Annotated in this window: 22 protein-coding genes and 2 pseudogenes; 10 read left to right on the top strand and 14 right to left on the bottom strand. The window is 69.2% G+C overall.

The window, feature by feature from the left end:
• Positions 1–7 precede the first annotated feature (7 nt).
• The 3 genes and pseudogenes from MU852_RS16585 to MU852_RS16575 form a co-directional block, all read right to left on the bottom strand.
• Positions 8–998 (bottom strand): annotated as a pseudogene (locus MU852_RS16585) (FecCD family ABC transporter permease).
• Positions 995–1768, bottom strand: coding sequence for an ABC transporter substrate-binding protein (locus tag MU852_RS16580; RefSeq protein WP_249750471.1), 774 nt, complete (start codon positions 1766–1768; stop codon positions 995–997). Before MU852_RS16580 ends, MU852_RS16585 begins: the two are co-directional and overlap by 4 nt.
• Before the next feature lie 20 nt (positions 1769–1788).
• Positions 1789–2412: a TetR/AcrR family transcriptional regulator gene (locus MU852_RS16575; RefSeq protein WP_249750470.1), complete on the bottom strand. Its 624-nt coding sequence runs from the start codon at positions 2410–2412 to the stop codon at positions 1789–1791.
• Between the two features lie 113 nt (positions 2413–2525).
• On the opposite strand from MU852_RS16575, the gene MU852_RS16570 reads away from it, so the two are divergent.
• From MU852_RS16570 to MU852_RS16555, 4 genes are read left to right on the top strand one after another with little or no spacing between them, the layout of a single operon-like run.
• Complete coding sequence (locus tag MU852_RS16570) at positions 2526–3932, top strand: glycosyltransferase family 2 protein (protein WP_249750469.1); 1407 nt, start codon at positions 2526–2528, stop codon at positions 3930–3932.
• 18 nt (positions 3933–3950) lie between these two features.
• Positions 3951–4847 carry an RsmD family RNA methyltransferase gene (locus MU852_RS16565; RefSeq protein ID WP_249750468.1) on the top strand — a complete coding sequence of 299 codons (897 nt, stop codon included), beginning with the start codon at positions 3951–3953 and terminating at the stop codon, positions 4845–4847.
• Complete coding sequence (locus MU852_RS16560) at positions 4844–5641, top strand: TrmH family RNA methyltransferase (protein ID WP_249750467.1); 798 nt, start codon at positions 4844–4846, stop codon at positions 5639–5641. Before MU852_RS16565 ends, MU852_RS16560 begins: the two co-directional genes overlap by 4 nt.
• Positions 5642–5687: 46 nt before the next feature.
• Positions 5688–6410 (top strand): SIMPL domain-containing protein, encoded by a 723-nt coding sequence (locus MU852_RS16555; protein ID WP_249750466.1) that lies wholly within the window; start codon positions 5688–5690, stop codon positions 6408–6410.
• 4 nt (positions 6411–6414) lie between these two features.
• Here MU852_RS16555 and MU852_RS16550 read toward each other — a convergent pair whose 3' ends face one another.
• The gene (locus MU852_RS16550; RefSeq protein WP_249752004.1) at positions 6415–6648 is read right to left on the bottom strand and encodes a hypothetical protein; all 234 of its coding nucleotides are present in this window, start codon (positions 6646–6648) and stop codon (positions 6415–6417) included.
• Between the two features lie 142 nt (positions 6649–6790).
• On the opposite strand from MU852_RS16550, the gene MU852_RS16545 reads away from it, so the two are divergent.
• Entirely contained in the window at positions 6791–9148 is a 2358-nt protein-coding gene (locus MU852_RS16545) for an ATP-dependent helicase (protein WP_249750465.1), read from the top strand.
• 18 nt (positions 9149–9166) lie between these two features.
• On the opposite strand, the gene MU852_RS16540 is transcribed toward MU852_RS16545, so the two are convergent.
• Together MU852_RS16540 and MU852_RS16535 are read right to left on the bottom strand one after the other, a co-directional pair.
• A complete protein-coding gene (locus MU852_RS16540; RefSeq protein WP_249750464.1) occupies positions 9167–11212 on the bottom strand; it encodes an NAD(+) synthase in 2046 nt (681 codons plus the stop codon).
• Between the two features lie 151 nt (positions 11213–11363).
• A complete protein-coding gene (locus MU852_RS16535; protein WP_249750463.1) occupies positions 11364–11783 on the bottom strand; it encodes a hypothetical protein in 420 nt (139 codons plus the stop codon).
• A 99-nt stretch (positions 11784–11882) separates the two neighbouring features.
• Here MU852_RS16535 and MU852_RS16530 point away from each other — a divergent pair, with 99 nt between their 5' ends.
• Positions 11883–12212, top strand: coding sequence for a MafI2 family immunity protein (locus tag MU852_RS16530; RefSeq protein WP_249750462.1), 330 nt, complete (start codon positions 11883–11885; stop codon positions 12210–12212).
• Between the two features lie 93 nt (positions 12213–12305).
• Here MU852_RS16530 and MU852_RS16525 read toward each other — a convergent pair whose 3' ends face one another.
• Positions 12306–12617 carry a YdeI/OmpD-associated family protein gene (locus MU852_RS16525; protein ID WP_249750461.1) on the bottom strand — a complete coding sequence of 104 codons (312 nt, stop codon included), beginning with the start codon at positions 12615–12617 and terminating at the stop codon, positions 12306–12308.
• A gap of 344 nt (positions 12618–12961) precedes the next feature.
• On the opposite strand from MU852_RS16525, the gene ftsY reads away from it, so the two are divergent.
• The 4 genes from ftsY to MU852_RS16505 all read left to right on the top strand — a co-directional run bounded on the left by ftsY (position 12962) and on the right by MU852_RS16505 (position 16627).
• On the top strand, positions 12962–13897 hold the full coding sequence (gene ftsY / locus MU852_RS16520) for a signal recognition particle-docking protein FtsY (RefSeq protein ID WP_249750460.1): 936 nt from the start codon (positions 12962–12964) through the stop codon (positions 13895–13897).
• On the top strand, positions 13897–14547 hold the full coding sequence (locus MU852_RS16515; protein WP_249750459.1) for an inner membrane-spanning protein YciB: 651 nt from the start codon (positions 13897–13899) through the stop codon (positions 14545–14547). The genes ftsY and MU852_RS16515 overlap by 1 nt, the downstream gene beginning before the upstream one ends.
• A 91-nt stretch (positions 14548–14638) precedes the next feature.
• Entirely contained in the window at positions 14639–15250 is a 612-nt protein-coding gene (locus tag MU852_RS16510) for a MarR family winged helix-turn-helix transcriptional regulator (RefSeq protein WP_249750458.1), read from the top strand.
• Between the two features lie 60 nt (positions 15251–15310).
• Positions 15311–16627 carry a glycoside hydrolase 5 family protein gene (locus tag MU852_RS16505; protein ID WP_249750457.1) on the top strand — a complete coding sequence of 439 codons (1317 nt, stop codon included), beginning with the start codon at positions 15311–15313 and terminating at the stop codon, positions 16625–16627.
• A gap of 4 nt (positions 16628–16631) precedes the next feature.
• On the opposite strand, the gene lpdA is transcribed toward MU852_RS16505, so the two are convergent.
• The 7 genes and pseudogenes from lpdA to pdhA form a co-directional block, all read right to left on the bottom strand.
• Positions 16632–18038, bottom strand: a complete 1407-nt coding sequence (gene lpdA / locus MU852_RS16500) for a dihydrolipoyl dehydrogenase (protein WP_249750456.1) — start codon at positions 18036–18038, stop codon at positions 16632–16634.
• Complete coding sequence (locus MU852_RS16495) at positions 18038–18517, bottom strand: glutathione peroxidase (RefSeq protein WP_249750455.1); 480 nt, start codon at positions 18515–18517, stop codon at positions 18038–18040. Before MU852_RS16495 ends, lpdA begins: the two co-directional genes overlap by 1 nt.
• A gap of 71 nt (positions 18518–18588) precedes the next feature.
• Positions 18589–19875: a pyruvate dehydrogenase complex dihydrolipoamide acetyltransferase gene (locus MU852_RS16490; protein WP_249750454.1), complete on the bottom strand. Its 1287-nt coding sequence runs from the start codon at positions 19873–19875 to the stop codon at positions 18589–18591.
• Positions 19872–20180 carry a DUF5076 domain-containing protein gene (locus tag MU852_RS16485; protein ID WP_249750453.1) on the bottom strand — a complete coding sequence of 103 codons (309 nt, stop codon included), beginning with the start codon at positions 20178–20180 and terminating at the stop codon, positions 19872–19874. Before MU852_RS16485 ends, MU852_RS16490 begins: the two co-directional genes overlap by 4 nt.
• Positions 20180–21556 (bottom strand): pyruvate dehydrogenase complex E1 component subunit beta, encoded by a 1377-nt coding sequence (locus tag MU852_RS16480; RefSeq protein ID WP_249750452.1) that lies wholly within the window; start codon positions 21554–21556, stop codon positions 20180–20182. The genes MU852_RS16485 and MU852_RS16480 overlap by 1 nt, the downstream gene beginning before the upstream one ends.
• Positions 21553–21771: a hypothetical protein gene (locus tag MU852_RS16475; protein ID WP_249750451.1), complete on the bottom strand. Its 219-nt coding sequence runs from the start codon at positions 21769–21771 to the stop codon at positions 21553–21555. Before MU852_RS16475 ends, MU852_RS16480 begins: the two co-directional genes overlap by 4 nt.
• Positions 21768–22800, bottom strand: a pseudogene (gene pdhA / locus MU852_RS16470) (pyruvate dehydrogenase (acetyl-transferring) E1 component subunit alpha). Before pdhA ends, MU852_RS16475 begins: the two are co-directional and overlap by 4 nt.
• Positions 22801–22873 lie beyond the last annotated feature (73 nt).

The raw sequence follows: 22873 nt of genomic DNA, 5'->3' as shown, positions 1-22873 counted from the left end.
GGGGCGATCACAGCCGCCACTCCCGCGCCGCGCGCCAGGCGATCAGGCCGAACAGGGGCGCGCCGATCAGGGCGGTGAACACCCCCAGCTTCAACTCCTGATCCGTCGGCGTCAGCCGCGCCAGCAGGTCGGCGATCACCAGCATCAGCCCGCCGGCCAGGGCCGAGGGCCACAGCACCCGCCCCGGATCGCCTCGCACCGCCGCGCGCACCAGGTGCGGCGCGGCCAGGCCGACGAAGCCGATCACGCCCGCCACCGCCACCGCCGCCCCGGTCGCGACCGAGGCCGCAATCAGGGCGAAGGCGCGCAGCCGCCGCATCGGCAGGCCCGACGTCGCGGCGCCCCTCCTCGCCCAGGGTCAGCATCCGCAGGCCCGGCGTCGCCAGGGCGGCGAAGGCGGCGGCCACGATGACGGCCGGCGTCACCCAGGCCACGTCGATCCAGCTGCGGTTCTGCACCGAGCCCAGCAGCCAGGACATCACCTCGGCCTGGGCGATGGGCGACGGCGACAGGTTGAAGATCAGGGCGGTCGCCGCCCCCGCGAAGCTGGACAGGGCCACGCCGAACAGGATCAGCGCCTCCGGCGCCCGCACCACGCCCGACACGGCGATCAGCAGACCGCCCGCCAGGCCCGCGCCCACCAGGGCGCTGATCTCGACCAGCCCCGGCACGGCCGCCGCGCCCAGAACGATCGCCAGCGCCGCGCCCAACGCCGCCGCCGCCGACACGCCCAGCACCCCCGGATCGGCCAGCGGATTTCTCAGCAGGCCCTGCATCACCGCCCCGGCCAGGCCCAGCGCCGCCCCCACGATCACGGCGCAGACGGCGCGCGGCGCGCGCACCTGCCACAGCACCTCGGCCGGCCCCGAGGCCGGATCGAACAGGGCCTGGCGGTACTGGCCGCCGGTGAAGGCCGTCTCGCCGACCAGCACCGCCGCCGCCAGCGCCGCGACCAGCAGCAGCGCCATCGCCAGGCACAATGTCGCCGTCCGTGTCATGGCCGCCCCTTCGCCATCATCGCCACGCCGTCGGCGGCGAACCAGGCCGGGCAGGTCAGCACCGCGGCCGGCAGGGCGGCCGCCGTCCGCCCCCTCGCGGCGCGCCGCACCACCGGATGCCGGCCCGGCCCGCGCCAGTCCGCCCTCAACTCATCGAAGAAGCCCAGCACGAAGCGCACGGGCGGATGCAGGGCGATCCGCTCCACGCTCAGCGGCCCGAAGCCCGGCGCAGTCGTCACATTGTCGTAGCCCGCCGCCCGCATCATCGCATCGACCAGCGTGCCGGGCCCGGCGGTGAACCCGCCCGCCGTCAGATAGGCCGCGCCGGGCCGTCCGCCTTGCTTGGGCGCTGAGGCCTGCAGCGTGGCGCGCATCCGCGCCTCCAGCCGCCGCCCGCGCTCGGCCTGTCCCAGGCCGTCGGCCGCCCGCGCGATATTGGCGCTGATGCCGTCGAAATCGGCCGCGTCGTCCAGGGTCACGACGCGCACCCCGCGCCGCTCCAGCGCCGCCAGCAGGCGCGGCTCGCCGCCCCAGTAGCGCACCACCACGTCGGGGCGGAAACCGACGGCCGCCTCCAGCGTCGGCCGGATGCGCCGGCGTCCCTCGGCCTGGCGCCGCATCCAGGAATCCGGGTCGTCGGCGCGCGGCGACAGGGCCAGTTCGGCCTCCGGGGCCAGGGCCAGCACATACTGGTCCGCGCACTGATCCAGAGCCATCACCCGCAGCGGCTCGGCCCGCGCGGCGCCCGTCGCGACCAGGGCGACCGCCATACCGAGCCCGGCGGTCCGCCTCACGATTTCAACAATCCCCCGAACACGGCGTCCAGGGTCGTGTCGACCAGGGCCTGGCGCTCGGCCCACGGGAAATAGGGCTTGGTGATCATCAGCGACACCACGCCGTGGGCCGAGGCCCAGATGGCCTGGGCGATGAGCGTCGGCTCGCCCGTCATCCGGCCGGCCCGGACCGTCTCGGCCACCGCGGCCTCGAAGCTGTCGAACAGCCCGCCGCCCATTTCCTGGGCCATGGTCTGGGCGCCCTCGCGCGCCTCGGCGGGACGGGTCAGATAGATCAGCCGATAGGCGTTGGGATGGTCGAAGCCGAAGGTCACATAGGCCTCGATCATGCGCCGCAGCCGGACCTCGGGCGGCGCCGGCGTCTCGGCCAGGTCGCGCGTGGCCTCGATCAGCCGGGCGAACGCCTCGCGGCAGATCTCCTGCAGGATTTCGCCCTTGTCGGCGAAGTGCATGTAGAGCGCCGTCGACGACAGGCCCACCGCGTCGGCGATCTTGCGGATCGTGGCGCCTTCGTAGCCGTGCTCGACGAAGATGCGTTCGGCGGCGGCCAGGATTTCCCCTCGGCGCGAATGGCCTTCGCCCTTGGGCTTTCGGTTCGAACGCGGGTTGGCGGCGGTCAAGGGTCAGCTCCGTGCGGGCCCCTGCATACCCATTCCCGTCCGCAACCGCCAAGGCTTGAACTATTGGGTTGCGTCAAATACCAATCCTGGATTGTCGGGCTGGGGAGGCGGCCATGGGGGCGGACGGGGGCGCAGCCGTCGCGGACGCGGATCGCGTCGCGCACGCCAGCGCCGCGCGGGACGGCGCGACGATCGGCCAGACCCTGCTGTTCACGGGCCTTCTGGCCTTCGCCTGCTGCGCGCTGCTGTCGGCGCCCACGCCCGCCCTGGCGTGCGCCGTCGCCGGCCTTCAGGCGCTGTTCGTCCTGACGTCGATGTGGCGGTTCGCCCTGGCCATCGCCAGTCTGGCCCCGATCCCCCAGGCGCCGGCCCTTGAACGCTGGCCGCGCTACACCGTCCTGGCCGCGCTTCACGACGAGGCCGATGTCGCCCCGCAGCTGATCCGAAACCTGTCGCGCCTCGACTATCCGGCGCATCGGCTGGAAGGCTTCCTGGTGCTGGAGGCCCATGACGCCGCCACTCTGGCTGCGATCGAGGCGACGCCCCGCCCGGCCTGGCTTCACGTCCTGATCGCCCCGCCTGGCGCGCCCCAGACCAAGCCGCGCGCTCTGAACTTCGCCCTGTCGCGCGCCAGCGGGGCCGTTCTGACCATCTATGACGCCGAGGACGCTCCCGATCCGGGCCAGTTGCGCGAGGCGGCGTCGCGCTTCATGCACGACCCCGGCCTGGGTTGCCTGCAGGCGCCGCTCCGAATCCGCGACCGCTCCCACCTTCCGCGATCCGGCTTCCTGGATCGGCAATTCGCCCTGGAGTACGCCTCGCTGTTCGAGGTGACGCTGCGCGGCATGGCGCGCCTGGGCCTGCCCTTCCCCCTGGGCGGCACCAGCAACCACATCCGCATGAGCGCCCTGCGCCAGGCCGGCGGATGGGACGCCTACAACGTCACCGAAGACGCGGACCTGGGCTTTCGCCTGTGGAGGAACGGCTGGCGCCTGGGCGTGATCGCCCGTCCGACCCTGGAGACGCCGCCCGGCGGCTTCGACCGCTGGCTGCCCCAGCGGACGCGCTGGCTGAAGGGCTATATGCAGACCTGGGGCGTCCATACGCGAGCGCCGCTGGGCCTGGGCGCGCGCGGTCTGGCCGCCTTCGTCATGACCGTGGGCATGGCCATCGTCTCGGCCCTGGCCCACGCCCCTGCGCTGGCCTGGCTGACGGCGGCGGTGCTGATCGGCTTGGCGTCGGGCCTGTCGCCGGGGGTGCCGATCCCCTCGATCGGCGTTCTGCTGCTGGGCGCCATCGCCGCCTGGATGGGCTGCGCGGTCGGGGCCCGGCGCGCCGGCCTGGACTACCGCCTGTCCGACATGGCCTGCGCGCCCGCCTACTGGGCGCTGCTCAGCGTCGCCTTCCTGCACGCCCTCTGGCGGCTGGCGACCCAGCCCTTCGTCTGGGACAAGACGCCCCACGACCGGGACCGCGATCGCGTCGAAACCGTCGACGGCGCTGGACGCGAGGCGGCCTGAGCGCCTATCAGCGCGACGATGGCGCCCAAGCTCTCTCCCACGCCCGAAACCCTGGTGACCCGAGGCTGGTCCGACTACGCCCTGCTGGATTCCGGCGACGGAAAGAAGCTGGAGCGCTACGGCGGCCACACCGTGGTCCGGCCCGAGCCCCAGTGCTTCTGGTCCCCGCGCGATCCGGCCGCCTTCGACGCCGCCAACGCCGTCTTCGACCCTCAGCAGGAGGAAGAGGATTCCGGCCGCTGGCGGTTCGACCAGCACGGCCCCATCGACGCCTTCCCGCTGAAATGGCGCGACGTGCGCTTCACCGGCCGCTTCACCCCGTTCCGCCACCTGGCCTTCTTCCCGGAACAGGCGGCCAATTGGGAGTGGCTTGACGCCCGCGTGCGCGGCCTGGACCGGCCGAAGATCCTGAACCTGTTCGGCTATACCGGCGTCGCCAGCCTGGCCGCCGCCGCGGCCGGGGCCGAAGTCACGCACGTCGACGCCTCCAAGAAGTCCGTGACCTATGCACGCGAGAACGCCGACCTGTCCGGCCTGGCCGACCGCCCGATCCGCTGGATCGTCGAGGACGCGCGCAAATACGTCGCCCGCGAGGTCCGTCGCGGCTCGAAATACCACGGGATCATCCTGGACCCGCCCAAGTACGGACGCGGTCCCACCGGCGAGGTCTGGCGGCTGTTCGAGGACATGCCGGGCCTTTTGAAGGACTGCGCCGCCCTGCTGGACGACGATGCGGACTTCCTGCTGCTGAACGCCTACGCCGCGCGCATATCGGGCCTGTCGCTGGCCCACATGATGGCCGAGGCGACGCACGACCGGGGCGGACGCATCGACTGGGGCGAACTGGCGCTGTCGGAAGACGGTCCGGACGCCCGCGCCATCGGCCTGTCGTTCTTCGCGCGATGGAGCCGATGACCGAGCGCCTCATCACCTCCCTGACCAACGACACGGTCAAGGCCGTGCGCGCCCTGCACATGCGCAAAGAGCGCGAGACCACCGGGACCTTCCTGGCCGAGGGGCTGAAGTTCATCGGCGAAGCGCTGGACCAGGGCCGCGCGCCCCGGATGCTGCTGGTCGGCCAGGACGCCCGCCCCCACCCCCTGCTGGACCGCGCAAAGGCCGAAACGCTGAAGGCCGGCGGCGAGATCGTCGTCGTCACCCACGCCATCCTGGAAAAGATCAGCCGCCGCGACAATCCGCAGACCGTGCTGGGCGTGTTCGACCAGGCCTATGCGCCGCTGGACGCCCTGAACCCCGACAGCGCCCCCTGCTGGGTGGCGCTGGAGCAGGTGCGCGATCCGGGCAATCTGGGCACCATCATCCGCACCGCCGATGCGGCCGGCTGCGGCGGCGTCATCCTGATCGGCGACTGCGTCGATCCCTATTCGGTGGAGGCGGTGCGCGCGACGATGGGCTCGGTCTTCGCCGTGTCGATCACGCGGACGGACCCGGACGCCTTCCTGGCCTGGCGCAAGACCTGGCCGGGCAGCGTGGTCGGCACCCGGCTCGACGCGACCGTCAGCCACCGCACGGCCGTCATGCGCCGTCCGTCGCTGATCCTGATGGGCAACGAACAGGCGGGCCTCACCGACCGGCTGGCCGCCGCCTGCGACGTCAACGTCAAGATTCCGATGCGCGGCCGGGCCGACAGCCTGAACCTGGCCATCGCCACCGGCGTCATGGTGTACGCCGCCACCGACGACCTCTAGCCGGGCGGCCTCCGCCGGGCGTAGGCTGGCGGCCGGAGGGTCGACCATGACCGACAATCGCCTGCTTCCCGCCGCCGTCTTCGGCGGCCTCCTGGCCATCGGCTTCATCGGCGCCGGCGCGCTGATCGGCCAGGGCGTGATCCATGCCCGCGCCGGCGACCGCACCGTCACCGTGCGCGGCCTGTCCGAGCGCGAGGTGAAGGCCGATCTGGCGGTCCTGCCGCTGCGCTTCACCGCCTCGGGCGACGTGCTGTCCGACGTCCAGGCGCGCATCGACGGGGATCTGGTGCTGGTTCGCCGGTTCCTGGCCGCCCAGGGCTATCCGACCGAGGCCGTCGACCTGGGCCGGCTGGAGGTCGCCGACACCCGCTCGCGCGAATACGCCTCCCAGACCGGCGGCCCGCGCTTCATCCTGGCCCAGACGGTGATCGTCCGCACCAATGACGTGGCGCGGGTGCAGACGACGACGCGCGCGCTGAACGATCTGGTGCGCCAGGGCGTGGTGCTGCAGGATTTCCAGGGGCCGTCCTACATCTTCACACGGCTGAACGCGGTCCGGCCGCAGATGATCGCCGAGGGCACCGCCGCCGCCCGCACCGGCGCGGAACAGTTCGCCAAGGATTCCGGCACGCCGCTGGGCCCGATCCGTCAGGCGACCCAAGGCTCGTTCGAGATCCTGCCACGCGACGGCGACGGCGGCGGCGGCGAGGCCGCCTCCATCGACAAGAAGGTCCGCGTCGTCACCACCATCACCTACAGCCTGAAATAGACGCTCAGCGGACGGGCGCGGGCGCCGGGACGGGCGACGGCACGGTGGGCGGCTCGACCGGCGGCAGCCGGGGCGTGTCGGGAAGCGACGGGCGCGGCGGCTCCACGTCCAGTCGGGGGCCAGCCGTCGGGGTCGCCGCCCGTCCCGCGAACAGCAGCCACAGCGCCAGGGCTGCGACCACCACCACGACGGCGACCATGACCGCCCACAGCCTGGAATGTCGGGAACGCGTCGCCACGAACGGTCTCCTCGTCCTTCAGCGGACGAAACGGCGGTCCCGACGCGCCGGTTCCGGCGGCTGATTTCAACGACGGCCCTGACATCGCCGTCTGTGCCCCTTATGTTCCGGCCGAATCCGATCGTTCGAGCGTTTGCCCATTGTGACCGACCTGCCCTCTCCCCGCATCTCCGACCTGGCCCGGGCCCGCGCGCCCGAAGGGGCGGCGCCGCGCGACTACATGACCGGGCTGAACCCCGAACAGCGGCTGGCGGTGGAGACGACCGAGGGCCCGGTCCTGGTCCTGGCCGGCGCGGGCACGGGCAAGACGCGGGTCCTGACCACACGGCTGGCGCACATCCTGGCCACCGGCCGCGCCCGGCCGTGGGAGCTTCTGTCCGTCACCTTCACCAACAAGGCCGCGCGAGAGATGCGCGAGCGGATCACCCACCTGATCGGCCCGTCGGCGGAAGGGTTGCGCTGGCTGGGCACCTTCCACTCCATCGCCGCCCAGATCCTGCGCCGCCACGCCGAGCTGGTGGGTTTGAAGTCGACCTTCACCATCCTGGACACCGACGACCAGGAACGGCTGCTGAAGCAGATCCTGGAAGCCGCCAATGTCGACACCAAGCGCTTCACGCCCAAGTCGCTGGCCAGCCTCGTCGACCACTGGAAGAACCGCGGCTGGACGCCCGACAAGCTGCCCGCGACCGAGGACTTCGCCAACGGCAGGGGCCAGGCGCTGTATGGCGCCTATCAGGCCCGCCTGCGCACGCTGAACGCCTGCGACTTCGGCGACCTGCTGCTGCACAACATCACCATCCTGTCGCAGCACGCCGACCTGGCCGAGGAGTACCGCCGCCGCTTCCGCTACATTCTCGTCGATGAGTACCAGGACACCAACGTCGCTCAGTATCTGTGGCTGCGCCTGCTGACGGCCTCGACCGGCAACGTCTGCTGCGTCGGCGACGACGACCAGTCGATCTACGGCTGGCGCGGGGCCGAGGTGGACAACATCCTGCGCTTCGAACGCGACTTCCCCGGCGCCAGGATCATCAAGCTGGAGCGGAACTATCGCTCGACCAGCCACATCCTGGGCGCGGCCTCGGGCCTGATCGCGGCCAACCGCGACCGGCTGGGCAAGACCCTGTGGACCGAGGACGACAGCGGCGACAAGGTCCGGGTGCGCGGCGTCTGGGACGGCGAGGCCGAGGCCCGCCTGATCGCCGACGAGATCGAGACCGCCCGCCGCCCCCACGCCGGCGAACCGGGCTTGAAATACAAGGACATGGCCATCCTGGTCCGCGCCTCGTTCCAGATGCGCGCCTTCGAGGAACGGCTGGTCATGCTGGCCATCCCCTATACGGTCATCGGGGGCCCGCGCTTCTTCGAACGGGCGGAAATCCGCGACGCCCACGCCTATCTGCGCCTGATCCTGTCCGAGGACGACGACCTGGCCTTCGAGCGGATCGTCAACGTCCCCAAGCGCGGCGTCGGCGACACCTCGGTGCAGAAGATCCTTCAGATCGCCCGCCAGCACGACCTGTCGGCCGTCACCGCCGTGCGCGGCCTGGTCAACACCGACGAGCTTCAGGCCCGCACCCGCACCGCCCTGTCCAACTTCCTGCGCGACCTGGACCGCTGGCGCGCCCTGGCCGAGACCACGCCCCACTGGCAGGTCATGGAGACGGTGCTGGAAGAGAGCGGCTACACCGATATGCAGAAGGCCGACCGCACCAGCGGCCAGACCCGGCTGGAGAACCTGAAGGAACTGGTCCAGTCGATGCAGTCGTTCGACACGCTTCAGGCCTATCTGGAGCACGTCGCCCTGGTGATGGACCTGGACCGCGGCGCCGGCGACGATCCCAACGGCGACGGGGCGGTCCAGATCATGACCCTGCACGGCGCCAAGGGGCTGGAATTCCCGCTGGTCTTCCTGCCCGGCTGGGAGGAAGGCGTCTTTCCCTCGCAGCGCAGCATCGACGAGAAGGGCGAAAAGGGCCTGGAGGAGGAACGCCGCCTGGCCTACGTCGGCGTCACCCGCGCCAAGCAGGACGCCCGCATCTCCTTCGCCGCCAACCGCCTGGTCTATGGCCGGTGGACCAGCCAGCTGCCCAGCCGCTTCGTCGACGAACTGCCCCTGGCCCACGTCGAGGCCCAGTCGGACACCGGCTACTACGGCGCCTCGGCCGGCATGAAGGAGGCCAAGTCACGCTGGGACGACGACGCCCCGTCCTTCGGCAGCGGCTATTCCTCGCCCGGCTGGAAACGCGCCCAATCCTTCACGGCGGCCCAGACGCCCAGCCGCATCCCGGCCCGCAAGGCCGTCATCGAGGGCGACGGCCGCCTGGTCGCCACCGCCGACCCCAAGTCCGCCTCGGGCTGGACCAAGGGCCAGCGCGTCTTCCACCAGAAGTTCGGCTACGGCCACGTCCGCCTGATCGAGGGCAACAAGCTGCTGGTCGATTTCGAAAAGGCCGGCGAGAAGCGCGTCATCGACAGCTTCGTGGAAAAGGCCTGACAGCCCGCGTCCCAGGCGTCAGTCCGGGACGTTGGCCTCCAGTTCGTCCAGCCACACCCGCGCCGTGCCGTCCGACGGCGCGCGCCAGTCGCCGCGCGGCGACAGCGACCCGCCCGTCACCACCTTGGGCCCGTTCGGCAGGGCCGAGCGCTTGAACTGGGACGTCTGGAAGAAGCGCACCAGGAACTTCCTCAGCCACGCCTTGATGATCGGCAGCTCGAAGGTGATCTTCTCGTCGTCCGGCGTCCCGGCGGGCCAGTCGCCGCGCGCCGCATCGGCCCAGGCCTGTTCGGCCAGATAGGCGACCTTGGACGGCTTCAGCCCGAACCGGCTGATGTAGAACAGGAAGAAGTCGTTCAGCGCATAGGGCCCGACCGTGCTCTCGGTCGACTGGATCTTGCCGTCCGCCCCGGCCGGCACCAGTTCGGGCGAAATCTCGGTGTCCAGGATGGCGTGCAGCGTCGGCGCGGCGTCCGCCCCCACGAGCTGCTTGTCCGCCACCCAGCGGATCAGGTGCCGGATCAGGGTCTTGGCCACCCCGCCGTTGACGTTGTAGTGGCTCATGTGATCGCCGACGCCATAGGTCGCCCACCCCAGCGCCAGTTCCGATAGGTCGCCGGTCCCCAGGACGAAGGCCCCGTTCTGGTTGGCCAGGCGGAACAGATAGTCGGTCCGCAGCCCCGCCTGCACGTTCTCGAAGGTGATGTCGTGAACCGGCTCGCCGTCCGCGAAGGGATGGCCGATATCCTTAAGCATCTGCTCGGCCGCCGGGCGGATGTCGATCTCGGCGCCCGTGACGCCCAGCGCCTTCATCAGGGCCCAGGCGTTCGACTTGGTCCCCTCCGAAGTCGCGAACCCCGGCATCGTGAAGCCCAGAATCCCCTCGCGGGACAGGCCCAGCCGGTCGAAGGCGCGGCAGGCGACCAGCAGCGCCTGGGTCGAATCCAGTCCGCCCGACACGCCGATCACCAGCCGCCGACCGTTCGTCGCCTTCATCCGGCGCATCAGGCCCTGCACCTGGATGTTGAACGCCTCGTAGCAGTCCTGGTCCAGCCGCGCCGGATCGTCGGGCACGAACGGAAACCGGTCGATCGGCCGGATCAGGTCGCTGGCGATGGCGTCCTCGCGCGCGGTGAAGGGCACGACCGTCGCCGCCTCCCCCTCGACCCGCGCGCATTCGGAAAAGGTGCCGTTCCTCAGCCGCTCCAGCCCGATCCGGTCCACGTCCACGTCGGCGACGGTCAGGTGGTTCTCCAGCGCGAACCGCTCGCCCTCGGCCAGCCTGGCGCCCAGTTCATGGATCGTCGCCTGCCCGTCCCAGGCCAGGTCGGTGGTGCTCTCGCCCCAGCCCGAGGCGGTGAAGACGTAGGCCGACAGCGTCCGCGACGACTGGCTGGCGCACAGCATGGCCCGCTCGTCCGCCTTGCCGATCACGATGTTGGAGGCCGACAGGTTGCAGAGAATCCGCGCGCCCGCCAGCGCCGCCCGCGTCGACGGCGGCAGCGGCGCCCAGAAGTCCTCGCAGACCTCCACCGCGAAGACGAAACCCGGCCGGTTGACCGCCTCGAACACCAGGCCCGGCGCGAAATCGACGCTCTCGCCGTTCAGGACCAGCGCGTCCTCGGTCCGCGCCGTCGCCGGGGCGAACCAGCGCTTCTCATAGTATTCGCGATAGTTCGGCAGATAGGTCTTGGGCACGACGCCCAGCACCTCGCCCCCGCCCAGCACCACGGCGCAGTTGAACAGGGCGTCGCCGCCCCGGATCGGCGCCCCCACGATGGCGAGGACGCCGCTGTCCTCGGTCGCGGCGGCCAGCACCGCCACCTGGCGCTCCACCTCGTGCAGCAGCGCCGCCTGCAGGTGCAGGTCGTCGATCGCATAGGCCGACAGCGACAACTCCGGAAACACCACCAGGTCGCACCCCTCGCCCGCCGCCTCGCGGATCAGGGCCAGGTGCTCTTCCGCATTGGCGACCGGATCACCCACATGGCTGACCGGCGTCGCCGCCGCCACGCGCACGAAGCCGTGCGACTTGGGCGAATGAAAGAAATCAGTCTCGGCCATGGGCTCGTCCGCTGCTCCGGCGCGCGCCGGTCGGTTTCCGTATAGTCGGGAATGACGACCGACGGGAATCGTTCGTCCACATGCGCCGCTGCGGACATTCCGAACGTCAGCGGAGGGTGGTCAGCGGACATTGCCCACTTCATTGGCAAGGCTACTCGGGCGTCGCCTCTATCTCGGTGGCTGTCAGGAGTGCGAGCCGCACTCCATCGTCGTCTTGATAAGATAGGGTGTTGGGCGGCACGAGTTCGATCCTCGCCGTGAATAGGGCTTCAATAGAGCGCCTTGGGTAGAACCCAATAAGCGCTTCGGGATCCATCACCTTCTCAAGCCCATCGGCGATCCGATGGACGCTATAGCGATGCTGGCAATCGATGACGTCAATCCGAGCTCTTTCGCGCCCGTCGGAGGAGTAGCGGCCTCTGAAAGTGATCACCTCGCCGGCGTGATGGCGTGCCGCCGTCCGCAAAGCACAAGCTTGAGACGATGACGTTGTAAGTGCTGCTTCCTGCGATGGCGTAGTCGCACAGGCGACAAGGATGGCCGAGGCAGCCATAATCATGATCGCTTTCATGATCGAACGGTCGCACCGACTATCAATGTCCGCAATGGGTCGGGAGGCGACAACTGCATGTGGGTGGGAAGCGGACACTCGGAGATGTAGGCTAGCGCGATGACCGACGCGGACATTCGTCTCAACATCCTCATCTTTGCTCAGCGCGGGTTGCTTTTCGCGGTGCCGCCAAGCCTGCGCGCCATGACGTGCGGCTGGAGCGGAACGAACGTCATGGCGCGGTTCGTGTTCGACGGCCCCATCAGCGAAGACGATGAGGAAAGCGCGAGGATAGTCGGGACAGAAGTCATAGCGGGCTTTCCACCGCCTTGGACCCTGACTGAAGAGGTAGTGCGGCTGGACTATCCGGGCGACCTGCGATCCGGCCAGCTACCTCTCTGGGTCTATGCGCGGAAGGAAACTACGACCGAGGGGCTGCCCATTCGCTGACCGAGCCAGCGGCGGCGCGAAGCCAAGGTCTGCAATGGGTGGAAAGCGGCGCTAGGCTTCCCGCCCAAGCGCCAAGCAGAAGCCGAAAGCGAACTATCCGCCCTTCCCCTTCCCGTCGATCAGCACCGCCTGCTGCCAGGCGCTCGGCGCCTTGTCGGTGCGGTGGATGCAGCCGGGCCAGCAGCAGGGGCGTTTCTTGCCCTCGCGCAGCTCCTCGGCGGTGCGCTCGATCCGGCGCTGGCGGGTCTTGGCCTGTTTGGCGTCGTCGACCCAGCAGATGAACTCGTTGCGCCCCAGCGGCGTCAGTCCGGCCCACAGGTCCAACAGGCCGGGACCGGACCGGATCGCCGTCTCCAGGTCCGCCCCCGCCTCATGCACCACGCCCTGGGGAAATCCGTCCGACATGCCGCCCGCTCCGTTTCGCCGATGACGGCCTCGCCGACGCCGACCCTGCCCTCAAATTCGACGATTGCGATAGCCCGCGCCCGCCGCCGCGCGTATGTTGTCGACCTGAACGCCGACATTTCAAAGGCCTGCGGGATCGTCGCGGCGATCTGCCCGCCTGGGCCGCCCGCCGGCCTACAGTTCCGAAGTCAAAAGCCCCACCCTCGGGAGGTCCGCGATTTCACACGATTCACACTATTCATACGGTGTTTTTCCGACGCGGCGTTTGGGCGCCCCTCGCGTCCCCCGCCGAATACGCCCGAATGCGGATGACGTCCGCCCTCGCCCCCGCTAAAGCCATCACCATGACCGATACGCCGAAAAAGGGCTGGTTCCAGCGCCTGTCGCAGGGCCTCTCCCGTTCCTCCAGGCAGATGACCGATCAGGTCGTCGCCACCTTCGTCAAGGAGCCCCTGTCCGAGGCGTCCCTGGAGCAGTTGGAAGAGCATCTGCTGGAAAGCGACCTGGGTCCGGCCGCCGCCGCGCGCATCGTCGAGCGGTTCCGCACGCTGAAGTTCGGCAAGGACGCGCCCGAGCGCGAGGTCAAGGAGGCGCTGGCCGAGGCGGTCGCCGCCGAACTGTCGCCGCGCCAGGCGACCTTCGACCCCCTGACCGGCCCCAAGCCCTATGTGGTGCTGTTCGTGGGCGTGAACGGCTCGGGCAAGACCACGACGCTGGGCAAGATCGCCGCCGACCTGACGGAAAAGGGCGCCAAGGTGATGATCGTCGCCGGCGACACCTTCCGAGCCGCCGCCCGCGAACAGCTGAAGGTCTGGGCCGAACGCGCCGGCGCCCATTTCGAGGCGCGTCGCGACGGGGCCGACGCCGCCGGCCTGGCCTTCGACGCCTATCAGAAGGCGCGGCAGGAGGGTTTCGACGTCGTGCTGATCGACACCGCCGGCCGCCTGCAGAACAAGTCCGCCTTGATGGACGAACTGCTGAAGATCGTGCGGGTGCTGAAGAAGGTCGATCCGGACGCGCCGCACGACACCCTGCTGGTGCTGGACGCCACCGTCGGCCGCAACGCCCTGGCCCAGGAACAGATCTTCGGCCGCACCGCCTTCGTCACCGGCATCGTCATGACCAAGCTGGACGGCACGGCGCGGGGCGGCGTTCTGGTGCCGGTCGCCCAGGCCTCCGACGCCCCCCTGATGCTGATCGGCGTCGGCGAGGGGGTCGAGGACCTGCAGCCGTTCGACGCCCGCGCCTTCTCGCGCTCGCTGGTGGGACTGGAAGACTGATGGCCGACATCCCCCCGCCCGAGAAGAAGAACCGCCAGTGGATCCGTCAGGCGGTCGACTTCGGCGCCCTGGCCGCCTTCATGGGCAGCTACTTCATCACCCGCGACATGATCCTGGCGACCTGGGTGCTGGTGGGCGCCTCGGCCCTGGCCCTGGCGGTGGGCTTCGCCATCGAACGGCGCTTCGCCCCCCTGCCGCTGATCACCGGCCTGTTCGCCCTGGTGTTCGGCCTTCTGACCGTCTTCACCCACGACGATCTGTTCGTGAAACTGAAACTGACCGTCCAGAACGGTCTTCTGGCGGTGGTCCTGCTGGGTTCGCTGCCGTTGAAGAAATATCCGTTCAAGATGCTGCTGGGCTCGGCGATCCGCGTCAACGACGCCGCCTGGCGCACCCTGACCCTGCGCTACGGCCTCTATTTCCTGGCCGTCGCCATCCTGAACGAGGTGTTCCGCAGCCCGGCGGCCGTCACCGCCCTCTGGCACGCCTTCGGCTGGGCCACGCCCAATCCCAACGACGTCTGGACCAGCTTCCGCGGCGTGCTCTGGATCGCCGCCTCGGTGTTCGGCCTGTCCCAGGTGCCCCTCATCATGCGAAACATGATCAAGGACGAAGAGCCCGGCCCCGTCTCGCCCGATCCTGGTCTGTAAGGGGAACTGTCGCAGAACCGACGCAGTTTCCCCGTCAAATCGTAAAGCGTCGCTGATACGTGTTCGGACGAAACGGTTCGGGGGACGTCACATGGTCAAGTCCGGTAAGCTTCCCAGGAAGATCGGCCCGCTGGCGAACTCGCCCAGCCACCTGATGCACCGCGCCCTGCAGCTGGCGCTGGACATCTACGCCGAGGAAACCGGCCCCGACGGCCTGACCCAGCGCCAGTTCGCCGTCCTGGAAGCCGCCTCGCTCAAGGCCGGCCTGACCCAGACCGAGCTGGTGCGCATGACCGGCATCGACCGCTCCACCCTGGCCGACCTGGTCACGCGCATGACCGCCAAGGGCCTCTTGGAACGCGAGCGCTCGACCCTGGACGCCCGCGCCAAGGCCGTGCGCCTGTCGCCTGACGGCGCGGCCCGGCTGGAAGCCGCCCGGCCCAAGGTCGAGGCCGCCGACAAGCGGATCATGGGCCTGTTGCCCAAGGGCCAGCGCGACGCTTTCCTGAACCAGCTGGCCGAGCTGGCCGCCGCCGCCGACGCCGCCCCCGACGCCGCCAAGGCCGAGGCCAAGGCGCTGAAAAAGGCCCAGAAGCTGGCCGAGAAGGAAGCGCGGAAGGCCGAGAAGGCCATCCGCAAGGCTCAGCCCAAGCGCCCCAGGGCCGACAAGCCCAAGAAGCCGAAAGCCGCCCAGGCCGCCTGACGACTCGACGCCGGGCCGCCGGTCGGCCACCCTCGCGGCCTGATCGATCCGGGAGGCCCCATGTTCACCAGGCGCACCGCCCTCGCCGCCGCGGCCGCCGCCGCCGCCGCCCTGCCCGCCCGCGCCGGCGCCGCCTCCGGCTTCGTCACGCGCGAGGGAAGCCGGCTGACGCTGAACGGCCGTCCCTACCGCTTCGTGGGGGCGAACGTCTGGTACGCCGCCTGGCTGGGGATGGCCGGCCCCGGCGGCGACCGCGCCCGCCTGGGACGGGAACTCGACGCCCTGGCCGGAGACGGCGTGACGAACCTGCGCCTGGCCGCCTCCGCCGAGCTGTCGCCCCTGCGCAACTCCGTCCGCCCGGCCTTTCGCGACCGTGACGGCTACAACGAGGCGCTGCTGGTCGGCCTCGACCACGCCCTGGCTGAAATGGCCCGGCGAGGGATGAGGGCGGTCCTTTATCTGACCAACTTCTGGGAGTGGTCGGGGGGCATGATGACCTACCTGTCCTGGGTCAACGGCGGCCGCTACCTGAACATGAACGACCCGGCCCATCCCTGGCCCGCCTTCGCCGACTTCAACGCCGACTTCTACCGCAGCGCCGAGGCCGTGGCCCTGTATCACGACTACGTCCGCGCCGTGGCGGGCCGCGTCAACACCGTCACCGGCCGCGCCTACGCCGAAGATCCCACCATCATGGCCTGGCAGCTGGCCAACGAGCCTCGCGCCGGCGGCGGCGAGGACACGGTCCGCGACAACCAGCCCGCCTTCCAGGCCTGGATGTCAGGCACGGCCCGGCTGATCAAGGCCCTGGCGCCGAAGCAACTGGTCTCCACCGGCAGCGAAGGGTTGATGGGGTCGGCCGGCGACCGCCGGATCGTGCTCGACACCCACCGCCCCGCCGACATCGATTACCTGACCGCCCATATCTGGCCCGGCAACTGGAGTTGGCTGAAGCTCGACGACATGGCCGGCACCGACGCCGAGGCGCGGCGGCTGGCGCGCGACTACATCGACCAGCACATCGCCCTGGCCGAAGAGCTGGGCAAGCCGCTGGTGATCGAGGAGTTCGGCTATCCCCGGGACGGCGATCGCTATGAACCCGAGGCGCCGACGACCTACCGCCAGGGCTTCTATCGCGACGTCCACGCCGCCGTCCTGGAAAGCGCCAAGGCCGGCGGTCCCCTGGTCGGGTCGAACTTCTGGGCCTGGAGCGGCGAAGGCCGGCCGCGCCACGCCGACCATCGCTTCCAGGCGGGCGACGACGCCTGGCTGGGCGACCCGCCGCACGAGCCGCAGGGCTGGTACGGCGTGTTCGACACCGACAGCGACCTGCGCGCCGAGGTCCGCGCCCACGCGGCCGCGCTGGCCGCGCTCTGACGCCTCAGAGGTGCAGGGTGCGGCCGTAGGCGTCCAGCGCCGCCTCGTGCATGGCCTCGCTCATCGTCGGGTGCGGATAGACGATGCCCTGGATGTCCTCTTCCGTCGCCTCCATGGTGATGGCGGTGACATAGCCCTGGATCATCTCGGTGACTTCGTGGCCCATCATGTGGGCGCCGATCAGGGCGCCGGTCTTGGCGTCGAAGATCACCTTGACGAAGCCGTCCGGCTCGCCCGCCGCCACGGCCTTGCCGTTCACCCGGAACGGGAAGCGGCCGATCTTGACCTCGCGCTTCGCCTCGCGCGCGCCCTGCTCGGTCACGCCGACCGAGGCGACCTGCGGCTGGGCGTAGGTGCAGCCGGCGATGGGCGAATGGACGTTGGGGGTCTTGTAGCCGGCGATGTGCTCGGCGGCGTGAATGCCCTCGTGGCTAGCCTTGTGCGCCAGCCAAGGCGCGCCGGCGCAGTCGCCGATGGCGTAGAGGCCCTTCACGTTCGTGGCGCAATGGCTGTCGGTCTTGATGTGGCCGCGGTCCAGTTCGACGCCCAGCGCCTCCAGGCCGATGCCGTCGGTGTTGGCGGTGATGCCAACGGCGGAGATGCAGACCTCGGCCTCCAGGCTCTCGGCCTTTCCACCGACCTCGATGTCGACCTTCACGCCGGCGCCCGCCTTGGCGACCCTGGTCACCTTGGCGCCGACCTTGAACTTGATCCCGCGCTTCTCGAACGACTTCTGGGCGGCCTTGGACACCTCTTCGTCCTCGACCGGCATGATGCGATCCACAGCCTCGACGACCGTCACCTCGGCGCCCAGGGCGCGATAGAAGCTGGCGAACTCGATGCCGATGGCGCCCGAGCCGATGACCACGAACGACTTGGGCAGTGTCTTCGGCGCCAGGGCGTCGCGATAGGCCCAGATCTTGTCGCCGTCGGCCTCCAGCCCGATCTGCGGCAGGGCGCGGGCGCGGGCGCCGACCGCCAGCATAACCGACTTGGCCTCCACCGTGCGCGAACCGCCGGCCTTCAGGGCGATGACCACCTTGGGCGCCGCCGCTCCCTTCTCCAGCTTGGCCGAGCCCTCGATCACCTCGATCTTGTTCTTCTTCATCAGGAAGGCGACGCCCTTGTTCATCGTCGCCGCGACCCCGCGCGAGCGCTGGATGATGGCGTCGAAGTCGAACGACGCGCCGGACGCCGACAGTCCGTATTCCTTCAGGTGGCTCAGGCTCTCGAACTTCTCGCCCGATTTCAGCAGGGCCTTGGTCGGGATGCAGCCCCAGTTCAGGCAGATGCCGCCCAGGTTCTCGCGCTCGACGATGGCGACCTTCAGGCCCAACTGGCTGGCGCGAATGGCCGCGACGTAACCGCCGGGGCCCGAGCCGATGACGACGAGATCGAATTCAGCAGCCATTAGATCAACTTCTCGATGTCGGCCTTGATGGCCTCGGGTTCAGTCTGCGGGGCGTAGCGGGCGACGACCCTGCCCTCGCGGTCGGTCAGGAATTTGGTGAAGTTCCACTTGATCGCCTGGGAACCCAGGAAGCCGCGCTTCTGCTGCGTCAGCCAAGCGTAGAGCGGATGCCGGTTCGGCCCGTTGACCTCCACCTTGTCGAACAGCGGAAAGGTCACATCGAAACTGGTGGCGCAAAAGGCGGCGATCTCCGCCGCCCGTCCGGGTTCCTGATTTCCGAACTGATTGCAGGGAAAGCCCAGCACCTCAAACGGCCTGTCGGCGAAGGTGCGGTGCAACTTTTCCAGCCCATCGTATTGGCCGGTGAAGCCGCACTTCGACGCCGTGTTGACGATCAGCAGCGCCTGGCCCCGCCAGCGGTCCAGCGAGACCTCTGCGCCGTCGATGGCGCGGGCGGAGAAGTCATAGACCGAGGTCATGACCCCTCCCCTCCGCATTTTCAGCGCATGATCCTATCCGAAAACCGCTGACACTTTTCCGGATCATGCGGCTACGCCAGCATCGCGACGGGATCTTCGATCAGCGGCTTGAACGCCTGCAGGAAGCGGGCGCCGGTCGCGCCGTCGACCACGCGGTGATCGCACGTCAGGGTCACGGTCATGACGGTGGCCGGCACGATCTGGCCGTCCTTGACGACCGGACGCTGCTCGCCGGCGCCCACGCTCATGATGCAGCCCTGCGGCTCGTTGATGATCGAGGTGAACTGCTTGATCCCGAACATGCCCAGGTTGGACACCGAGAAGGTGCCGCCCTGGAACTCCTCCGGCTTCAGCTTGCGGTCGCGGGCGCGCTTGGCCAGGTCCTTGGACTCGGTCGCGATCTGCGCCAGGCCCTTGGTCTCGGCCTTCCTGATGATCGGGGTGATCAGGCCGCCGTCGATCGCCACCGCCATGGAGACGTCGGCGTTGTGGTGCATGGCGATTCCTTCGGGGGTGTAGGAAGCGTTCGCCTCGGGCACCATCTTCAGGGCCAGCGCCGCGGCCTTGATGACGAAGTCGTTGACGGAGACCTTGATCCCCTGCGGCTCCAGCATCTTGTTGACCTTGGCGCGCACCGCCATCAGTTGGTCGATCTCGCAGTCGATGAACAGCGGGAAGTGCGGCACGTTCTGAACGCTGTCGACCATGCGGCGCGCCACGGCCTTCTTCATGCCGTCCAGCGGAATCAGATCGTAGCTTCCATCGGGAATGCCCATCTGCGCCAGGGACAGAGCCTTGCGCGGCTCCACGCCAGCGGCCGGCGCGGCGCCCGTCGCGGCGGGCTGGGCCGCGCCCTTGGGCGCCCCTTCCACGTCACGCTTGACGATGCGGCCGTGCGGGCCGGTGCCCTTGATCGACTTCAGGTCCACGCCGTTCTGGGCGGCGATGCGGCGCGCCAGGGGCGAGGCGAAGATGCGCTCGCCGCCGTCGGATTTCGGCGCGGCCGGAGCGGGGCTCTGAGCCGCCGGAGCGGCGTCCTTCGCGGGCGCCGGCGCGGTCTCGGCCCTGGGGGCCTCGTCGGGCTGGGCGGTCGGCGCGGCTTTCGGCGCGGGCGCCGCGTCGTCGCCGGCCAGACGGGCGATGGGCGTGTTGACCGGGACGTTCTCGGTCCCTTCCGGAACCAGGATCTCCAGCACTTCGCCCTCGTCGACGGCCTCGACCTCCATCGTGGCCTTATCGGTCTCGATCTCGGCGATCACGTCGCCGGCGGAGACGACGTCCCCGACCTTGACGTGCCATTTGGCCAGAACGCCCTCTTCCATCGTCGGAGACAGCGCCGGCATCAGGATATCGGTCATTGGGCAGTAGCTCCTTCAGCGGAGGCGGCGGCGCGGGCGTGGGCCGCGCTCCAGCTGTCGCAGATGGCCTTGAAGGCCGTCGCCTGGTCCAGGCCGCGATGCTCCGCATAGGCGTGGGAATAATGCCAGGCCAGTTCGGCCAGGACGACTCCGACGGCGCCCGGCTCGGCCAGGGCCGGACGGATGTTCATCAGCGGACCGTTTCCGTTCCACCACACGCGCGCCAGCTCGATCACCTGATCCTCGGGCGCATCGAGTCCGTCCGGGATCGGCAGGGCGCGTTGTTCCAGGGCCTTGGCGTCCATCACGCCATCACCTGCTTCACGGCCGCCACGATCTTGTCGGCGCCCGGCAGCGACAGGGCCTCCAGATTGGCGGCGTAGGGCAGCGGCACGTCTTCCTGGTGCACGCGCAGCGGCGGGGCGTCCAGATAGTCGAAGGCGTGTTCGATCACCCGGGCCACGACCTCGGCGCCGACGCCCATCGGTCCCCAGCCTTCCTCGGCCGAGACCAGGCGGTTGGTCTTCTTGACGCTCTCGACGATGGTCTCGTGATCCAGCGGACGCAGGGTGCGCAGGTCGATCACCTCGGCCTCGATGCCTTCCTCGGCCAGTTTCTCGGCGGCCTGCAGGGCGAAGCCGACCATGCGGCTGTGGGCCGTGATGGTGACGTCCTTGCCCTCGCGGCGGACCTTGGCCTTGCCGATCGGCAGGACGTAGTCCTCGACCTCCGGCACGTCGAACTCCAGGCCGTACATCATCTCGTGCTCGAGGAAGACGACGGGGTTCGGGTCGCGGATGGCGGCCTTGAGCAGGCCCTTGGCGTCGGCAGCGTCATAGGGCGCGACGACCTTCAGGCCCGGCACCTGGGCGTACCAGGCCGAATAATCCTGGCTGTGCTGGGCCGCCACGCGGCTGGCCGCGCCGTTCGGGCCGCGGAAGACGATGGGCGCGCGGATCTGGCCGCCCGACATGTACAGGGTCTTGGCCGCCGAGTTGATGATATGGTCGATCGCCTGCATGGCGAAGTTGAACGTCATGAACTCGACGATGGGCTTCAGCCCCGCCATCGCCGCGCCGACGCCCAGGCCGGCGAAGCCGTGCTCGGTGATCGGGGTGTCGACCACGCGCTGGTCGCCGAACTCCTGCAGCAGCTCGCGGCTGACCTTGTAGGCGCCCTGGTACTGGGCGACTTCCTCGCCGATCAGGAAGACCTTGTCGTCGCGGCGCATCTCCTCGGCCATGGCATCGCGCAGGGCGTCGCGAATGGTCGTCTTGACCAGCTTGGCGTCGGCGGGAATTTCCGGGTCGCGCAGTTCGACCTTGGGCGTCGAGGTCTGGGCCGGCGCCTTTTCCGGATCGCCCGTCTTGCCTTCGGCGGCTTCCTTGGGTGTGTCTTCGGTCTTGGCGGCGTCCGCCTTCGGCGACGGGGCGGCCGCGCCGTCCTCACCCGCCAGGCGGGCGATGGGCGTGTTGACCTTCACGTTCTCGGCGCCTTCCGGCACCAGGATTTCCAGGACCTCGCCCTCGTCCACGGCCTCGACTTCCATCGTGGCCTTGTCGGTCTCGATCTCGGCGATCACCTGGCCGGCCGACACGGTGTCGCCCGCCTTGATGTGCCATTTGGTCAGCGTGCCCTCTTCCATCGTGGGGGACAGCGCCGGCATCAGGATGTCGGTCATTTGTTATCCTTGCCAACAAGCGCGACTGGCATGTTGAGCCCTTGGAGCTCGATCATGGCTGCTTGAACCTGAGCGAACTGAATATCGGGCGTTCCGCGAAGAAACACCGCTTTTCCCTCAGCTGCGCGCCGGACCGCATCCGGGTCAGCCGCGACGCCGTCGATTGAGAACGAACCATCAGGTGCGATGTCCACCAAAAGGCTTCCGCCGGTCATGCGGATACCTCCACGTAGACGTCGGTGTAGAGCTCGGACGGATCGGGCTCCGGGCTCTCTTGAGCGAATTGCACAGCTTCGGCGACGATCGCCTTGATTTCGTTGTCGATGGTCTTCAACTCGTCCTCCGTCGCCTTGGCGGCCTGGAGCAGCATCTTGACGTGATCGATGGGGTCGCGGGTCTTCTTGACCTCGTCCACCTCTTCCTTGGTCCGGTATTTGGCCGGGTCGGACATGGAGTGGCCGCGATAGCGGTAGGTCTTCACTTCCAGGATGTAGGGCCCTTCGCCGGCGCGGGCGCGCTCGACCGCCTTCTTCACCGCGTCGCGCACGGCCAGGACATCCATGCCGTCGACCTGTTCGCCGGGGATGCCGAAGCTGGCGCCGCGCTGGCTAAGCTGGGTCGTCGCCGACGAGCGTTCGATGCTCGTGCCCATGGCGTACTGGTTGTTCTCGATGATGTAGATGGCCGGCAGCTTCCACAGCTGGGCCATGTTGAAGCTTTCGTACACCTGGCCCTGGTTGGCCGCGCCGTCGCCGAAATAGACGAAGGCGACCGAATCGTCGCCCCGGTACTTGCCGGCGAACCAGACCGGTGCCCAGCGCCACCTGGGCGCCGACGATGCCGTGACCGCCGTAGAAGCCGGTCGGCACGTCAAACATGTGCATCGAGCCGCCCTTGCCCTTGGACGAGCCGCCGATGCGGCCGGTCAGCTCGGCCATCACTTCCTTCGGGTCCATGCCCGCGGCCAGCATGTGGCCGTGGTCGCGATAGCCGGTGATGATCTTGTCGTGGCCCTGCTTGACGCTTTCCTGGACGCCGACGGCCACGGCCTCCTGGCCGATGTACAGGTGGCAGAAGCCGCCGATCAGGCCCATTCCGTAGAGCTGGCCCGCCCGCTCCTCGAAGCGGCGGATCAGAACCATCTCGCGATAGTAGCGAAGGAGGTCTTCCTTGGACGCGGAAGGGGCGTTCGGAATCTTGTCAGATACGGTGTTCTGCGTGGTCTTGGCTGGGGCTTTCGCCATCCGGCATCTCCCGGCTTGGGCCCCGGGAACCGAAGCCTACTTATCGTTACGGAAGGCGGCTTTAGCAGCCTTC

It is taken from the genome of Brevundimonas albigilva, from assembly GCF_023503965.1.
Taxonomy (GTDB): Bacteria; Pseudomonadota; Alphaproteobacteria; order Caulobacterales; family Caulobacteraceae; genus Brevundimonas; species Brevundimonas albigilva.
Note: the sequence above shows the minus strand (reverse complement) of the source record. Positions and strands in the feature narration are given on the sequence as shown.

What these genes read in the sequence shown, in the direction of transcription:
- MU852_RS16565 (WP_249750468.1), top strand. Translation starts at nt 3,951, where the DNA reads ATGGCGCCCAAGCTCTCTCCCACGCCCGAAACCCTGGTGACCCGAGGC.
- MU852_RS16485 (WP_249750453.1), bottom strand. Translation starts at nt 20,180, where the DNA reads ATGGACGCCAAGGCCCTGGAACAACGCGCCCTGCCGATCCCGGACGGA.
- MU852_RS16530 (WP_249750462.1), top strand. Translation starts at nt 11,883, where the DNA reads ATGACCGACGCGGACATTCGTCTCAACATCCTCATCTTTGCTCAGCGC.
- MU852_RS16510 (WP_249750458.1), top strand. Translation starts at nt 14,639, where the DNA reads ATGGTCAAGTCCGGTAAGCTTCCCAGGAAGATCGGCCCGCTGGCGAAC.
- lpdA (WP_249750456.1), bottom strand. Translation starts at nt 18,038, where the DNA reads ATGGCTGCTGAATTCGATCTCGTCGTCATCGGCTCGGGCCCCGGCGGT.
- MU852_RS16580 (WP_249750471.1), bottom strand. Translation starts at nt 1,768, where the DNA reads ATGGCGGTCGCCCTGGTCGCGACGGGCGCCGCGCGGGCCGAGCCGCTG.
- MU852_RS16560 (WP_249750467.1), top strand. Translation starts at nt 4,844, where the DNA reads ATGACCGAGCGCCTCATCACCTCCCTGACCAACGACACGGTCAAGGCC.
- MU852_RS16495 (WP_249750455.1), bottom strand. Translation starts at nt 18,517, where the DNA reads ATGACCTCGGTCTATGACTTCTCCGCCCGCGCCATCGACGGCGCAGAG.
- MU852_RS16555 (WP_249750466.1), top strand. Translation starts at nt 5,688, where the DNA reads ATGACCGACAATCGCCTGCTTCCCGCCGCCGTCTTCGGCGGCCTCCTG.
- MU852_RS16525 (WP_249750461.1), bottom strand. Translation starts at nt 12,617, where the DNA reads ATGTCGGACGGATTTCCCCAGGGCGTGGTGCATGAGGCGGGGGCGGAC.
- MU852_RS16515 (WP_249750459.1), top strand. Translation starts at nt 13,897, where the DNA reads ATGGCCGACATCCCCCCGCCCGAGAAGAAGAACCGCCAGTGGATCCGT.
- ftsY (WP_249750460.1), top strand. Translation starts at nt 12,962, where the DNA reads ATGACCGATACGCCGAAAAAGGGCTGGTTCCAGCGCCTGTCGCAGGGC.
- MU852_RS16505 (WP_249750457.1), top strand. Translation starts at nt 15,311, where the DNA reads ATGTTCACCAGGCGCACCGCCCTCGCCGCCGCGGCCGCCGCCGCCGCC.
- MU852_RS16480 (WP_249750452.1), bottom strand. Translation starts at nt 21,556, where the DNA reads ATGACCGACATCCTGATGCCGGCGCTGTCCCCCACGATGGAAGAGGGC.
- MU852_RS16535 (WP_249750463.1), bottom strand. Translation starts at nt 11,783, where the DNA reads ATGAAAGCGATCATGATTATGGCTGCCTCGGCCATCCTTGTCGCCTGT.
- MU852_RS16540 (WP_249750464.1), bottom strand. Translation starts at nt 11,212, where the DNA reads ATGGCCGAGACTGATTTCTTTCATTCGCCCAAGTCGCACGGCTTCGTG.
- MU852_RS16490 (WP_249750454.1), bottom strand. Translation starts at nt 19,875, where the DNA reads ATGACCGATATCCTGATGCCGGCGCTGTCTCCGACGATGGAAGAGGGC.
- MU852_RS16570 (WP_249750469.1), top strand. Translation starts at nt 2,526, where the DNA reads ATGGGGGCGGACGGGGGCGCAGCCGTCGCGGACGCGGATCGCGTCGCG.
- MU852_RS16475 (WP_249750451.1), bottom strand. Translation starts at nt 21,771, where the DNA reads ATGACCGGCGGAAGCCTTTTGGTGGACATCGCACCTGATGGTTCGTTC.